The sequence below is a fragment of the Streptomyces anatolicus genome, assembly GCF_019400875.1.
Classification (GTDB): domain Bacteria; phylum Actinomycetota; class Actinomycetes; order Streptomycetales; family Streptomycetaceae; genus Streptomyces; species Streptomyces anatolicus.
Map to the genome: position 1 here is coordinate 21,533 of NZ_WMBF01000016.1, position 14,459 is coordinate 35,991.

The following is a 14,459-nucleotide window of genomic DNA, read 5'->3' on the forward strand; positions in this document are numbered from 1 at the left end:
CATGACTGTGACATCGAATTCGACGCATGCCTCGCCGTCCCCGGCGACGGAGCCGTTCCCGGTGACGAAGATCGACGGCCGCCCGGCTGTGCTGGGTCTCGACGGCCCGGCCCCGGCCGACCCCGCCGCCTGGGTGGCGGAGCACCGCGCGTTCCTGCGCGGAGCGGTGGCGGAGCACGGGGCGCTGCTGGTGCGGGGCCTTGGCCTGCGCGACGCGCAGAGCGTCGCGCGGGTGAGCGAAGAGCTGTTGGACCAGGTGATGACCGAGCGCGAGGGCTTCGCCACGCGAGAGGTCCTCGCGGACGGCGTGTACTCCTCATCGGAGTGGCCGGCCGACCAGCCGATGTGCATGCACCACGAGCTGAGCTACGCACGTGAGGTTCCCGGCACCCTGCTCTTCGCCTGCCTCACCGCGCCCGCCACGGGCGGTGTGACCGGGGTCGCCGACTCCCACGACGTTCTGGAGGCGCTGCCCGCGCACCTGGCCGACCGGTTCGAGCGGGAGGGCTGGCTGCTGGACCGCAACTACACCGACACCGTCGGAGTCGGTCTGCGGGAGGCGTTCGGCGACAGCGGCCGCGCCGCCGTCGAGGCGTACTGCGCGACCCGCGGCATCGAACTCACCTGGCAGGGCAACGGCGACCTCCGCTCCCGGCAGCGGGGGCCCGCGGTGCTGCGTCATCCCGTGACCGGCCGCCGTGGATGGTTCAACCAGATCGCGTTCTTCAACGAGTGGACACTCGACCCGGTGATCCGCGAGTACCTGAAGTTCGAATTCGGCGACGACGGACTGCCGTTCAACACCCGGTACGGCTCCGGTGCCCCGCTCGACGAGGACACCGTCCTCACCGTCAACGCGGTCTACGAGAAGCACACGCTCCGCGAGCCGTGGCGCGAGGGGGACCTGCTGATCGTGGACAACCTCCGGATGGCCCACAGCCGGGAGGCCTACGAGGGGGAGCGCCGGATCGCCGTCGTCCTCGGCGACCCGTTCCAGGTTCCCTCCCACCCCTGACCTGCCCGCACCTCGCATCACCTCCACCGGCATCACCCACACCATCCATGGACGGAGTCATTCCATGTCCCCGCAACTTGTCGTGCCGCCCTTCGCCGTCATCACCGGCGCGCAGGTGGCCGACGTCCTCACGGGCAACGAGAAGCAGGTCGTCGGTCTGGTCGAGGAGGTCTACCGGCTGCACGGCCGTGGCGACTCCGTCAACCCGCCCTCGTACTTCCTGCGCTTCCCCGACCGGCCGGCCTCCCGCATCATCGCGCTGCCCGCGGCGGTGGGCGGTGAACAGCCCACCGACGGCCTGAAGTGGATCTCCAGCTTCCCGGAGAACATCACCGCCGGGATCCCGCGGGCGTCCGCGGTGCTGATCCTCAACGACCACGCCACGGGCTACCCCTTCGCCTGCCTGGAAAGCTCGATCATCAGCGCCTCCCGGACCGCGGCCTCGGCCGTGCTCGCCGCCGACCGGCTGAGCCAGAAAGAGCGCCCCCGCCGTATCGGGTTCATCGGCACCGGACTCATCGCCCGGTACATCCACCGGTATCTCCAGGCCACCGACTGGTCCTTCGACCAGCTCGGCATCCACGACCTGTCCGCACAGCACGCCGAGGGATTCGCCGACTACCTCAAGAGCTGCCCCGGGGACGCCCCCGTGGTGGTCCACCCGAGCGCCGAAGAGCTGATCCGGGAGAGCGACCTGGTGGTCTTCGCCACCGTCGCCGGCACACCGCACGTGCACGACCCGTCGCTGTTCGGGCACAACCCGCTGGTGCTGAACGTCTCCCTCCGGGACCTGGCCCCCGAGGTGCTGCTCGCCTCCGCGAACTTCGTGGACGACGTGGAGCACTGCCTCAAGGCGGACACTTCCCCGCACCTGACCGAACAGCTCACGGGGAACCGGAACTTCATCGACGGCACCCTCCACGACGTCCTCGAGGGCAGGGCCGAGGTCCCGACGGACCGCCCGGTCGTCTTCTCCCCCTTCGGCCTCGGCGTCCTCGACATCGCCCTCGGCCGGTACGTGCACGACCGACTGCGGGACACGGGCGGACTCGACGTCGTCGAAGGGTTCTTCCACGACCTCGACCGCTACGGACGCAAGAGCGCCTAGTGAGCGCCTCATAAACGAATCGCGGTGATGAAGTGCCGGTGATATCCGCCCCGTACGAGATCAACGTCGACGACCTCTTCGTGGACCTCGCGCCTGTTTTCGACGTCCACCTCTATCTCAAGTGCGAGGGGCTCAACCTCGCAGGCTCCGTCAAACTGAAGGCCGCCCTGGAGATGGTGCTCGCCGCCGAACGCGACGGGTCCCTCACCCCGGGCTCGGTGCTGGTCGAGTCGTCCTCCGGCAATCTCGGAATCGCACTCAGCATGATCGCGGCGCACCGGGGATACGGGTTCCTCTGTGTCACCGACTCCCGGTGCAACCCCGCGAGCCGGCGGGTCATGGAGTCGCTCGGTGCGCAGGTCCACGTCATCTCCCGTCCCGACAAGGAGCGCGGGCTGCTCGGCGCGCGGATCGACTACGTGCGGCGGCTGTGCGAGTACGACACCAGATACGTCTGGCTCAACCAGTACACGAACCCGCACAACTGGCTGGCGCACTACCGCCATACGGGTCCCGCGATAGCCGCCCAGTTCCCCGAGCTGGATGTGCTGTTCGTCGGGGCCGGCACCACCGGCACCCTGATGGGCTGCGCGCGCTACTTCCGGGAGCGGGAGCGGCCGGTGACCGTCGTGGCGGTCGACAGCGTGGGATCGGTGACCTTCGGCGGTCCGGCGCTGCCCCGGTGGATCCCCGGCCTCGGGGCGGGAGTGAAGCCGAGGCTGCTCGACCCCGACCTGGTCGACGACGTGGTGATGGTGCCGGAACGGGACACGTTGCAGAGCTGCCAGGCCATGGCCAGGCAGGGATTCATGTTCGGCGGTTCCACCGGGACGGTCGTCAGCGGCGCCCTGCGCTGGCTGGCCGCGCGCCCGCGTGACGAGCGGCTCACCGCAGTGGCGCTCGCCCCCGATCTCGGGGACCGCTACCTGGACTCGGTGTACGACCCGGAGTGGGTGGAGCGGCACTTCGGGGCGCCTCAGACCTGGGACGAGCCGGTGCCTGCCGAGCCGGTGCCGCCGGCCGATCAGCCGTGCCTGGTCACGAGCGTCGGCTGAGACTCCGGACTCTCCGCGCTCACCGGTCGAGAAGTCGAGAAGTCGAGAAAAGGAACCCGCTGTGGACAAGCCAGTTGTACTGATCGCCGAAGAGCTCTCACCGGCCACCGTCGACGCGCTCGGACCCGACTTCGAGATCCGGCGCTGTGCGGGCTCCGACCGGAAGGCGCTGCTGGCGGCCCTGCCCGAAGCCCACGCCGTGCTGGTGCGGAGCGCCACGCGGATGGACGCGGAGGCGATCGCGGCCGGACCCCGGCTGAAGGTGATCGGCAGGGCAGGTGTGGGGCTGGACAACGTCGACGTGTCCGCGGCCTCCCGGGCGGGCGTCATGGTGGTCAACGCGCCCACCTCCAATATCGTCAGTGCCGCCGAGCTCACCGTCGGCCTGCTGCTCGCCGTGGCCAGAAACCTCCCGCAGGCCGACGCGGCCCTCAAGGACGGGCGCTGGCAGCGCAGCCGGTTCACCGGCGTGGAGCTGGCGGACAAGGTGCTCGGGATCGTCGGTCTGGGACGCATCGGTTCGCTGGTGGCCCGCCGGATGGCCGCCTTCGACATGCGGCTGATCGCCTACGACCCCTACGTGCAGCCCGCCTACGCCCAGCAGAGCGGTGTGCGGATCGTCGGTCTCGACGAACTCCTCGAACAGTCCGACTTCCTCACCGTGCATCTGCCGAAGACTCCGGAGACCGCGGGACTCATCGGCTTCGACGCCCTGCACCGCGTCAAGCCCGGCGTGCGCATCGTCAACGCGGCACGCGGTGGAATCGTGGACGAGGCCGAGCTGTACGCGGCACTCAAGGAAGGGCGTGTGGCGGGAGCCGGGGTGGACGTCTTCGCCACCGAACCGTGCACGGAGTCACCGCTGTTCGAACTGGACAACGTGGTCGTCACCCCGCACCTCGGCGCGGGCACGGCCGAGGCTCAGGAGCGCGCGGGCGTGGCGGTGGCCGAGGCCGTACGGCAGGCCCTCGCGGGCCGGTTCGTCCCGGAGGCGGTCAACGTCCGGATGGGCGCGGTGAACGGGGAGCTGGCCCCGTGGCTGCTGCTGGCCGAACAGCTGGGCCGGCTCTTCACCGCGACCGCCGGCGGCCTCCCCGGGGTGCTCCAGGTGCAGGTGTCGGGGGAGATCGGCCGGCATGACGTCGCCGCGCTGGAACTCGCGGCGCTCAAGGGCACGCTCACCGATGTGGTGGAGGGCGGCGTCTCCTACGTCAACGCCCCGCTGATCGCCCAGGAACGGGGGCTGCGGACCGAACTGCTCGCCGGCCCGGACCACGCCGAGCACCGCAGCCTCGTCACGGTGCGCGGCGTGCTCCCCAACGGCGAGGAGGTCTCGGTGTCCGGGACGCTGACCGGGCTCCAGGGCCGCGAACGGCTCGTGGACATCTGCGGGTTCGAGGTCGATCTGCCGCTCACCGGGGACGCGGTGTTCTTCCGCGCCCCGGACCGGCCGGGAGTGGTCGGCGCCGTCAGCGAGGTCCTGAGCCGGGCGGGTGTGGGCATCGACGGCCTGCGGCTCGCCCGCACCGAGCGCCCCGGGGAGGTCCTCGCCGCGCTGAACGTCGTCGGCCGGGTCTCACAGGCGGTGCTCGACGACACCGCGGCCCGGATCGACGCGACGCGCAGCTGGTCGCTGGAGCCCAGCGGGCGGGCGGCGGCCTCATGAGCACCCACGACCGGCTGATCGACCTCCTGGAGCGGGGCCAGGCCCGCTTCCGCCTCATCGACCACGCTCCCGAGGGCCGGACGGAACCCGCCAGCGTGCTCCGGCGGCACGCCCTGGCCCAGGCGGCCAAGTGCCTGGTGGTACGGGTCGCGCTGGGGCGGCGGGCGAGGCGTTACGTGCTGGCGGTGGTGCCCGGCGACCGGAAGCTGGACCTCGCGGGACTGAACAGCCTCTACGCCGGTACGGAGGCGTCGTTCGCGACCCGCGAGGTGGCGGAGCGGCTGGCGGGGAGTGTCAGTGGCTCCGTGGTGCCGTTCGCCCTCCACCCCGATCTGGACCTCGTGGTCGACCCGGACCTGCTCGTGCACGACGAGATCTTCTTCAACGCGGCCCGCCTCGACCAGTCCGTGGCGCTGGCCACCACCGACTACGTCGGACTGGCCGCCCCCCGGGTCGAGAACATCACCCAGCGGGCCATGACGGCTGCGCACCGGACTACTGAAACCACAATTACCGTCGGGAACTGAATATTCCGTTTCTAAGTGAGGCCGCACGTCAAGGCGTTGACGATTGTTGGCGTGTCGAACTAAAGTCGCGACGCTGATCCTTTTCGGCATTCGGTTTTGTCTGGATCGGGGGACCCTCGGCTTCCAGTTATACGGAGAGTCAGCTAATCGGGGATTGGGGCAATTTGGGCAGCGCCGGTTGACCCGGGAATAGGGATGCCCCGGTCGAGCGCTTTGGCAGACGAGGATTCCACGGTGCGGCAGGCCACGAACCTACGCCGCACCTCAGCACGGGGGTAGGTGGTTGCTGTGTCGACCGTGTCCGCACGTGGACGGTGTGACGGCTCAGTACGGAGGGGGAGACCTGAGGAAGCTGGGGGGCGCCCGGACGGGCGCCCGGACGGGCCCGCGGACGGTGCGGAAGGTGCGCTGCTGCACGCACGGGCGCTGATAGACCTGACGGTGTCACTCCACCGTCGGAGACCGAGGCGCGACTCCCTGGTCGTCCTGCCGGACGAGGAAGCCGCCGTCGAGAACGCGATCGACGTACTCCTCGACGGCGCACGGCACAGCGTGAACCTCACGCTGCCGGGCAGTGCCGAACAGTCGAAAGTCGGGGCGCCCGCGCTCCTGCGCCTGCGCGCCGCGGGCCGCGAGCGCAGAGTCGTGCGACTGCTGTGCGGCACCCGTGGGCTGAACGTCGACCTGATCCGTACCGTGGAAAAGCGGAGCCCGCGCCTTGGAATGCGCGTCACCAAATCCGCGCTTCAGGAAGTCCTGATCACGGACGGGCGGTTCGCGCTGGTCAGGGCCACTCTGGAAGCAGAGGGCGACTGCGTCATGATCGTCCAGGACCCCGCCGTGGTGCGCACCCTCGACCTTCTCTTCGCCGGCGTGTGGGAAGGCGCCATGCCTCCCGCCGAGTACACCCGGCTGAGCCGGCGGCTCAGTTCGGACGTCGCCCGGTGCATCCTGGAGCGTCTGCGTGACGGCACCACCGACGCCGTGGGAGCCCGGGAGATCCAGGTGTCCCTGCGCACCTACCGCCGTCACGTGGCGGACATCATGCGGGAGTTGGACGCGAATTCGAGGTTCCAGGCCGGCGTACGGGCTGTCGAGCTCGGGTTACTGTCCCCAGAGGGCTGAGTCTCACGCGGGTGAACGTTTCTCTCGATTCTGCTTTTTCTGAGATCACGTACGGGGTGAGTGCTGTGCCGGAATCGGCACCCGGTGACGAATTCGAGCAGGTCCTCAGAGAGGTCAGCTCCCTCATAGATTCCGCTGTCGTCCCGCATCGCGGCCGACGGTACGGAAACTCGCTTGTCCACACGGTCGACGAGGGCGACGAGGCCGTCGACCTCGCCCGAGAGCTGATCGCGGGGACCGTCGAGCGCATCGAGCTGGTCGTGGCGTCGGAGTTCCCCTGCGCCGGTTCGCTGCTCAAGGCGATGACGGAGCTGCTGGACGCGCGCCACGGCGAGGTCGCCGCGCGCCTCCTTGCCACGCCCGCGAAGCTCGACTGGCGGCTGGTCCAGAAGTACGCGGCGCAGCGCCGGTGGGCCGAGGTGCGTATCGCGCGGTTCCCCCTCCTCGCCGCGGTCCTCGTCGACCGCAGGGAAGCCGTGGTGATCGCGGACTCGGCGGTGGGCCGACGGGCTTCCGTCATCCGGGCCGAAGGCGTCGTCACTCCCTTGCTCACTCTCTTCGACGGCATGTGGCGCCACTCGGTCTCGGTGACGGACCAGCTCAACTTCAAGGACACCGCCCGAACGGAGACCGCCCGCCGCATCCTCGAACAGCTGCGGGCGGGGGCCACCGACGAGGCGTCCGCACGAGACCTGGACATGTCGGTCCGCACGTATCGCCGCTATGTCGCGGAGATCATGGCGCTTCTGGGGGCGACCTCACGTTTTCAGGCCGGGGTGCGCGCCGCTGAACTGGGTCTGCTCCGCACGATTTCCCGTTGAGAATGGCCAGGGGAAGTCGATATCGAATACTTCGTATCACTGGCAGCTTCCTGTAGTTCCCATTGCCGCTCATGGAAACTCGCGGCTAGAAAAGACTGCGGTAATCCTATTTCCCTGGGACGGCGGACGTTTCATTCTGCCGCTGACGCGAGGTGTGCAGAGATGACAGCCGCTATCGGCAGCACATGGTTCCGCAGGCATGGCGCGAGCGCCGCACCGCGAAAGCGGTTGCTGATCCTGCCGCACGCAGGCGGGTCGGCGAGCTTCTACCAAGCCTGGGGCGACGCGTTCGACGACGACACGGAGGTACTGGTCGCTCGCTACCCCGGCAGGCACGACCGGATGGCCGAGCCGTGCATCGACCGCATGGAGGTCCTCGCGGACGAGATCACCGCGGCCCTGCTGCCCTTGACGGACGTGCCGTTGACTCTCTTCGGCCACAGCATGGGCGCGTCACTGGCCTACGAGACGGCACTGCGGCTCGAACACCGGCACACGGTCCGCCCCGAGGCGCTGCATGTGTCCAGCCGCAAGGCACCGCACAGACTCACCCCGCGCGCGCTGCACCTCCAGGGCGACGAGGCGCTGATCGCCGAGGTCCGCGGACTCGGCGGAACCGACAGCTCGCTCCTCGACAACCTGGACCTGCGGGAGATGGTGCTGCCGGCGATCCGTGCCGACTTCACGATCGTGGGCACCTACGGCCCGCGGAGCGCGACCCCCCTCGGCTGCCCCGTCTACGCGTACGTCGGCGACCGGGACCCTTCCATCACGGAGGACGACATGGCGGCCTGGGCCGACGTCGCGCCGGCCGGGTTCGCCCTGCGGGTGCTGCCCGGTGACCACTTCTATCTCGTCGAGCGGCGGCAGGAACTGGTCCGCGCCGTCACGGAGCGTCTGGCCGGCGCGCGGTGACCGGGTCCCTGTCCCGGGACCGCGTCGCGACCATGCGGGACCGGGTCGACGAACTCGGCGGCAAACGGAGTGAGGCGGCGGAGGGCAGCCGACGTGCGACCGACGCGCAGCACGCCAAGGGCAAGCTGACCGCCCGTGAGCGCATCGGGATCCTGCTCGACGAGCGTTCGTTCAACGAGGTGGAGCAGTTGCGCCGGCACCGGGCGACCGGCTTCGGCCTGGAGGCCAAGAGACCGTACACCGACGGTGTCATCACCGGCTGGGGCACGGTCGAGGGCCGCACGGTCTTCGTCTACGCCCATGACTTCCGCATCTTCGGCGGCGCGTTGGGCGAGGCCCATGCCACCAAGATTCACAAGATCATGGACATGGCCTTGTCGGCCGGTGCCCCGCTGGTCTCCCTGAACGACGGCGCGGGCGCCCGTATCCAGGAGGGGGTCTCCGCCCTCGCCGGTTACGGCGGCATCTTCCAGCGCAATACCAAGGCCTCGGGCGTCATCCCGCAGATCAGCGTGATGCTCGGCCCGTGCGCGGGCGGCGCGGCCTACAGCCCGGCCCTGACCGACTTCGTCTTCATGGTCCGTGAGACCTCGCAGATGTTCATCACCGGTCCGGACGTCGTCCGCGCCGTGACGGGTGAGGAGATCACGCAGAACGGCCTGGGCGGCGCGGACGTGCACGCCGAGACCTCGGGCGTCGCGCACTTCGCGTACGACGACGAGAAGACCTGTCTGGAGGACGTCCGTTACCTCCTCTCCCTCCTGCCACGCAACAACCGGGAGTCCCCGCCAAGCACCCCGAGCACCGACCCGGCCGACCGGAGGACCCCGCGCCTGCTCGACCTGGTCCCGCTCGACCCCATGCGCGCGTACGACATGCGCGCGGTCGTCGAGGAGATCGTCGACGACCGCGAGCACATGGAGGTCCATGAACGCTGGGCCACCAGTGTGCTGTGCACGCTCGCCCGCCTGGACGGAGAAGTGGTCGGTATCGTCGCCAACCAGCCGCAGGCACAGGCCGGCGTGCTGGACATCCACTCATCGGAAAAGGCAGCGCGCTTCGTCCAGATGTGCGACGCCTTCAACATCCCGCTCGTCACCCTGGTCGACGTGCCCGGCTTCCTGCCCGGCGTGGCCCAGGAGCACGGCGGAATCATCCGCCACGGTGCCAAACTCCTCTACGCCTACTGCAACGCCACCGTGCCGAGGATCCAGCTCATCGTGCGCAAGGCGTACGGCGGCGCGTACATCGTCATGGACTCCCGCTCGATCGGCGCCGACCTGTCCTACGCCTGGCCCGCCAACGAGATCGCCGTCATGGGCGCCGAAGGCGCGGCCAACGTCGTCTTCCGCCGCGAGATAGCGATGTCCGACCACCCCGACTCCACACGCGCGCAACTCGTCAAGGAGTACAAGGCGGAACTCATGCACCCCTATTACGCGGCTGAACGCGGCCTGGTCGACGACGTCATCGACCCCGCCGACACCCGGCGCACCCTCATCCGCGGACTCGCGATGCTCCGCGACAAGCACGTGGACCTCCCGGCCCGCAAACACGGGAACCCGCCGGCATGACCACCACCACACCCACGACCAGGGCGACGGCAGTGGACCTCGACGGACCTCTTGGCGCCACACTGGTCCAGGTGCTCAGAGGAAACCCCTCCCCGGAAGAGCTCGCGGCGGTGACGGCCGTACTGATCACCATGGCCAGAGGACACGGGGAAGCCGAGCCGGAGCGGCCACCCGCGGGGGGCCCGACATGGCAGCCCCCGCTGCCGGCGGGATGCTCCTACCGCTCCTGGAAGGCACGCCGCTGAATGACCGGCAGCCGAGGCGAGGAACCGCGACTGGAACTACGGATCCTCGGACCGACCGAGATGCTGGCCGAAGGCGTACCGGTCCCGCTGACCGCGGCCAAGCTGCGCACGGTCCTCGTGGCGCTCCTCCTCTCTCCCGACCACTTCGTCTCCGACGCGTGGCTCAGTGAACTCCTGTGGGGGCCGCGGCCTCCCGCGACCGCGGCGGCGCAGCTCTACACCTACATCTCCCGGCTGCGCGGATGCGGCGCGCCCGGGCTGCGCGTGCGGCGCAGGCTGCGCGGCTACCACCTGGACATCGGGACGGCCGACTTCGACTGGCAGCTCTTCAGGCGTGCGGCCGAACGCGGGCGCGAGAGCCTGCGCAAGGGCCAGTACGGTACGGCCGCCACGCAGTTGACGTCCGCGCTCGGGTTGTGGCGCGGACCGGCGCTGTCGGATGTGACGGAGGCGCTGCACGCAGCCGAGCTGCCTCGGCTCGAGGAGAGCCGCCTGGCCGTCCTCGAGGACCGCGTCGAGGCCGACCTCGCCCTGGGCCGCCACGCCCGCATCCTCCCCGAACTGGTGGGTCTGGTCGCCGAACACCCCCTGCGGGAGTCGCTGCGCGGCCAGCTGATGACCGCGCTGTACCTCTGCGGCCGGCCCGCCGACGCGCTGAACGTGTACGAGCAGGGGCGTCGCATCCTCAAGACGGAGCTGGGCATCGACCCCGGCCCGACTCTGCGTCGCATCCACCGGGCGGTACTCCTGGAGAGCCTGCCGGGCCCCGGCCGGGGGCAACCGCGCGACGAGGCCGGGCCGACGGGCAGTCCTTGGGACGGGCTCGTGCCGGCGATGCTGCCCATGGACGTCGCCGACCTCGCCGGACGTACGGACGAACTCGCGAGGACCCTCACGACTCTGCGGGGGCGGCCGGAACCGGCGCGAGGCGTGGTACTGACCGGACCGGCCGGAACCGGCAAGTCGGCGCTCGCCGTGCGCGCCGCTCACGCCTGCCGGTCCGACTTTCCGCACGGTCAGCTCTATATCGACCTGCGCGCCCACGACGGCGCACCGAAGGAGCCCATGGAGGTGCTCGGCGGCTTCCTGCGTGCCCTGTTCCCCGGGTGCCGCACACTGCCGGAGACCCTCGACGAACGCGTCCAGCTGTACCGCAGCCTCCTCGCCCGGCGCCGTGTGCTGGTGGTGCTCGACAACGCCGCGGACGACCGGCAGGTGCGGCCGCTGCTCCCCGGCGGCGACCACAGCCGCGCCGTCGTCACCTCCCGGCATCCGATGGCCTCGCTGGAAGGGCTCCGTGCGGTGCGGCTCGGGCGACTGGACCGCACCGCGGGCGAGGCCCTGCTCGCCGGGGCCGTGGGGCACTCACGCGTGCGCGCCGAACCGGAGGCGGTCGCCCGCGTCGTGGAACTGTGCGACGGGCTGCCCCTGGCGCTGCGCGTCTGTGCCGAACGGCTGATGACGCATCCGCACTGGCGAGTGGCCGACCTCGTGGACCGGCTGCTCGGCGAGGACGGGCGGCTCGACCTGCTGTGCGAGGGGAGCCTGGACGTCCGGGCGCGGCTGCGCGCCAGCGTGTTGGAACTCCGGCCACCGCTGCATGGAGCCTTCCGCGCCCTGTCACCCATGAGCGCGGGCGCTTTCACCACGACCCAGGCGGCGGAGCGGCTGAGCCTGCCGCGGGTGCGGGCGCAGACGCTGCTCGACGCGCTCGTCGGGCGCCGGCTGCTTGAGGTGTCGGCGGCCGGCCCGGCCGGGGCCTTCTACTGCTTCCCGCCGCTGGTCGGGCTGCTCGCCCGTGAGCAGCCCGACACCGGGCAACCGGTGTCCTGACGCTCAGCCACAGCCCCCCGCGTGGCTTCCGTCGAGACTCGCGGCGAGTACGGCGTCCTCGTCCTCCGGCGCGGCGACCGTGCCGCTGTCCACCGCCGCGATGTAGGTGGCGAGCAGATTGGCCCAGCGCAGGCCCGAATCGCCGCTCAGCGTGGCGTCCGGGAGGTCGTGAACGGGTGGCGTCCGTGTGGCCGTTGCTCCGTGGTCGTCCATGTACCCCTCCTGATCGTGCGTCGGCCCGCAGCGGGCCGTGGTCCCAGGTTCGGGTATGCGCCTATGCCGCCTCTATATCCATTTCGCCGAACCACGGGTCCGGCTTCCGATCGGCGAAAAGGAGACCATGACTGTCAACGCACACCGCGTCGTAGGCGTCGCCGCCCCGTTCGTCCTGGCGCTTGCCGCCCTTGCCGTGCCGGCACAGGCCGCCGCCGGGTCCCACCAGGGCGGGCAGGTGCACGAGACGTCCTGCACGAGCCCCGGCAAGAAGCTCATCTGCGACAAGCGCTGGACCCGTCTGCGCTGACGAGCTAGTCGCGAGCGGCGGCCCGGGGCGCCGGGGGGTGGACGCCGGTCAGGTCGCGTGGGCGGTGCGGGATGCCGTCGCGCAGGACCAGCGTGGTCCTGACGAGCGTGCTGAAGTCGGTGAAGGGGTCTCCGTCGATGACCGTGAGGTCGGCGAGCCTGCCCGGCTTGACGGTGCCTAGGTCGTTGTGGCGGCCGAACAGCCGGGCGGGCGTGGTGGTGACGGTGCGCAGGGCCTGGGCGGGCGTGAAGCCGTGGGCGTGCAGGGCGCGCAGGGCGAGGTGCAGGGAGAGGCCGGCGGGGACGAGAGGGGCGTCGGTGCCCAGGGCGAGCACGGCGCCGCCCGCGGTGAGCCGGCGGTAGTTGCCGATCTCGGTGGCCAGCGCCTGCCGTTGGCGCGGGGTGGGCGGCGTACCGGCGCGTTCGCGGACGGCGGCCACGTCCCAGGGCGGCATGAGGCTCCGTACGCGGGCGTCATCGGCCAGGGCGGGATCGTCGGCGAGCAGGGCCTGTGCCGTGAACGGGGTGGCGATCAGGCCGAAGGTGCCGTCGGCGTACTGCTGGACGACATCCTGGTGGACGTGGCCGAGCGGCGTGGTGGCGTGCCCGTGCGGCAGGCGCTGGGTGGCCTGCAGATGGGTTGTCAGATCCTGGCCCGCCGCGCGGCCGGGGGCGCACAGGTGGCTGCCGCTGGGCACACCGAGGCGGTGGGCGACCTCGGTCGCGCGCGCCATGAAGTCGCCGGGGGCGCGGACGTAGGTCTTGACGAAGTCGACGTCCAGGGCGGCGGCGCGGCGCAGGGTGCGTTCGAGGCCCACCCGGGTGCGGTGGGCGCGGCCCATGCTGTAGGCGGTGCGGGAGCCGTCGATCAGTTCGGCGCAGGCGAGCAGGCGCGGGCCCGTGCTGCGGCCCGAGGCGAGGGATTCGCGCAGCCGGACGGCCTCGTACAGCGACGCTCCCAGGCAGACGGTGGTGGTGATGCCGTAGGCGAGAGCGGTGAGGCTGTGGCGTGCGCCGTACGTGGCGCTGTAGGGGTGGGTGTGGCTGTCGATGAGCCCGGGGACGACGGTCTGCGCGGAGACGTCGATGGTGCGGTGGCCCGGACGGCGGGGCCGGTGCGGTTCGACGGCGGTGATACGGCCGTCGTCGATCAGGATGTCGACGTCGTGGCGCGGCTCGGGGCCGGTGGCGTCCCAGAGCTGGCCCGCGTGGATCCGCAGCCGCCGTGCCCCGGGCTTGGTGCGCCGCACGGTCAGCGAGGTGGGCAGGGTGCGTGGACGCTCTGCTTCCGGGTCCTCGTCCAGGGAGAGCAGGCGCAGCCGTCCCTCGGAGAGGTACAGGAGGCGGCGGGAGTCGCGGGCCCAGCTGGGGTGGTCGGCGGGTTCCTCGGTGAGCCGGCGGGCGGGCCCGGCCGGGGTGCCGTCGGGGGCGACGGGCAGCAGCCACAGCGCCGACTCGGCGACCAGCGCCATATGGCGGCCGTCGGGGGACCAGACGGGTCCGGCGGCCGCCCGGTCCGACAGCGACTGGTGGGCGGCGGGCAGATGACGCCGGTCGGTGCCGGTACGGGTGTCGATGACCCGGATGAGGTGATAGCCCTCGCGGAAGCGGCGGTTGAGCCGGTTGCGGTCGCAGAAGGCGAGGTACCGGCCGTCGGGTGACCAGGTGGGCGCGCCCGGCGGGCCGTCCGTGGCGAGCGGGCGGGCGAGTACCCGCTCGGTGCCGGTGGCGAGGTCGTGCAGGAGCAGGTTGCCCTTGATGTCCTGGCAGGCCAGCAGGGAGCCGTCGGGCGACAGCGCCGGGTGCAGCCGCCCACCGCCGGTGACCGGCTCGTCGTCCCCGCCTTCGAGGTGCAGGCGGCGCACGGCGGTGAGCCCGCCCCGGTCGGTGCAGTACAGCAGGGAGCGCCCGTCCGGCGCCCACGTGGGCATCTGCACATGGTGTACGGGCTCGGCCTGGAGGAGCTTGCGGGGTGTGCCGCCGACAGGCATCAGCCAGAGCGCGTTGAGGGCGATGAACGCCACCTGGTGCCCGTCGGGGGACAGGGCCGGGA

General features: G+C 70.9%; 14 protein-coding genes. 12 read left to right on the forward strand and 2 right to left on the reverse strand.

Going from position 1 to position 14,459, the window contains the following annotated elements; translation table 11 throughout:
* Nucleotide 1: 1 nt before the first annotated feature.
* The 11 genes from GKQ77_RS03590 to GKQ77_RS03640 all read left to right on the forward strand — a co-directional run bounded on the left by GKQ77_RS03590 (nucleotide 2) and on the right by GKQ77_RS03640 (nucleotide 11,884).
* Nucleotides 2-1,015, forward strand: coding sequence for a TauD/TfdA family dioxygenase (locus GKQ77_RS03590; protein WP_219687198.1), 1,014 nt, complete (start codon nucleotides 2-4; stop codon nucleotides 1,013-1,015).
* Nucleotides 1,016-1,079: 64 nt separating this feature from the next.
* Nucleotides 1,080-2,123, forward strand: coding sequence for a 2,3-diaminopropionate biosynthesis protein SbnB (sbnB, locus tag GKQ77_RS03595; RefSeq protein WP_219687199.1), 1,044 nt, complete (start codon nucleotides 1,080-1,082; stop codon nucleotides 2,121-2,123).
* Between the two features lie 32 nt (nucleotides 2,124-2,155).
* Nucleotides 2,156-3,178, forward strand: coding sequence for a 2,3-diaminopropionate biosynthesis protein SbnA (gene sbnA / locus GKQ77_RS03600; RefSeq protein WP_219687200.1), 1,023 nt, complete (start codon nucleotides 2,156-2,158; stop codon nucleotides 3,176-3,178).
* A gap of 61 nt (nucleotides 3,179-3,239) precedes the next feature.
* Nucleotides 3,240-4,844, forward strand: a complete 1,605-nt coding sequence (gene serA, locus GKQ77_RS03605; RefSeq protein WP_219687201.1) for a phosphoglycerate dehydrogenase — start codon at nucleotides 3,240-3,242, stop codon at nucleotides 4,842-4,844.
* Complete coding sequence (locus GKQ77_RS03610) at nucleotides 4,841-5,371, forward strand: YbaK/EbsC family protein (protein ID WP_219687202.1); 531 nt, start codon at nucleotides 4,841-4,843, stop codon at nucleotides 5,369-5,371. Before serA ends, GKQ77_RS03610 begins: the two co-directional genes overlap by 4 nt.
* A 441-nt stretch (nucleotides 5,372-5,812) precedes the next feature.
* Nucleotides 5,813-6,496 (forward strand): helix-turn-helix domain-containing protein, encoded by a 684-nt coding sequence (locus GKQ77_RS03615; protein WP_219687203.1) that lies wholly within the window; start codon nucleotides 5,813-5,815, stop codon nucleotides 6,494-6,496.
* Nucleotides 6,497-6,561: 65 nt separating this feature from the next.
* Nucleotides 6,562-7,317: a helix-turn-helix domain-containing protein gene (locus tag GKQ77_RS03620; RefSeq protein WP_219687204.1), complete on the forward strand. Its 756-nt coding sequence runs from the start codon at nucleotides 6,562-6,564 to the stop codon at nucleotides 7,315-7,317.
* A 162-nt stretch (nucleotides 7,318-7,479) separates the two neighbouring features.
* Entirely contained in the window at nucleotides 7,480-8,232 is a 753-nt protein-coding gene (locus GKQ77_RS03625) for a thioesterase II family protein (RefSeq protein ID WP_219687205.1), read from the forward strand.
* Between the two features lie 32 nt (nucleotides 8,233-8,264).
* Complete coding sequence (locus GKQ77_RS03630) at nucleotides 8,265-9,806, forward strand: acyl-CoA carboxylase subunit beta (RefSeq protein WP_219687212.1); 1,542 nt, start codon at nucleotides 8,265-8,267, stop codon at nucleotides 9,804-9,806.
* The gene (locus GKQ77_RS03635; protein WP_219687206.1) at nucleotides 9,803-10,051 is read left to right on the forward strand and encodes an acyl-CoA carboxylase subunit epsilon; all 249 of its coding nucleotides are present in this window, start codon (nucleotides 9,803-9,805) and stop codon (nucleotides 10,049-10,051) included. Before GKQ77_RS03630 ends, GKQ77_RS03635 begins: the two co-directional genes overlap by 4 nt.
* Nucleotides 10,052-11,884 carry an AfsR/SARP family transcriptional regulator gene (locus tag GKQ77_RS03640; protein ID WP_219687207.1) on the forward strand — a complete coding sequence of 611 codons (1,833 nt, stop codon included), beginning with the start codon at nucleotides 10,052-10,054 and terminating at the stop codon, nucleotides 11,882-11,884.
* A gap of 3 nt (nucleotides 11,885-11,887) precedes the next feature.
* Here the strand turns inward: GKQ77_RS03640 and GKQ77_RS03645 are convergent, their stop codons facing one another.
* Nucleotides 11,888-12,097: a hypothetical protein gene (locus GKQ77_RS03645; RefSeq protein ID WP_219687208.1), complete on the reverse strand. Its 210-nt coding sequence runs from the start codon at nucleotides 12,095-12,097 to the stop codon at nucleotides 11,888-11,890.
* 127 nt (nucleotides 12,098-12,224) lie between these two features.
* Here GKQ77_RS03645 and GKQ77_RS03650 point away from each other — a divergent pair, with 127 nt between their 5' ends.
* Complete coding sequence (locus GKQ77_RS03650) at nucleotides 12,225-12,407, forward strand: hypothetical protein (RefSeq protein ID WP_219687209.1); 183 nt, start codon at nucleotides 12,225-12,227, stop codon at nucleotides 12,405-12,407.
* Nucleotides 12,408-12,411: 4 nt separating this feature from the next.
* Here GKQ77_RS03650 and GKQ77_RS03655 read toward each other — a convergent pair.
* Nucleotides 12,412-14,459, reverse strand: a 2,048-nt coding sequence (locus tag GKQ77_RS03655) for an amidohydrolase family protein (RefSeq protein ID WP_219687210.1), incomplete at its 5' end; no start/stop codon positions are given.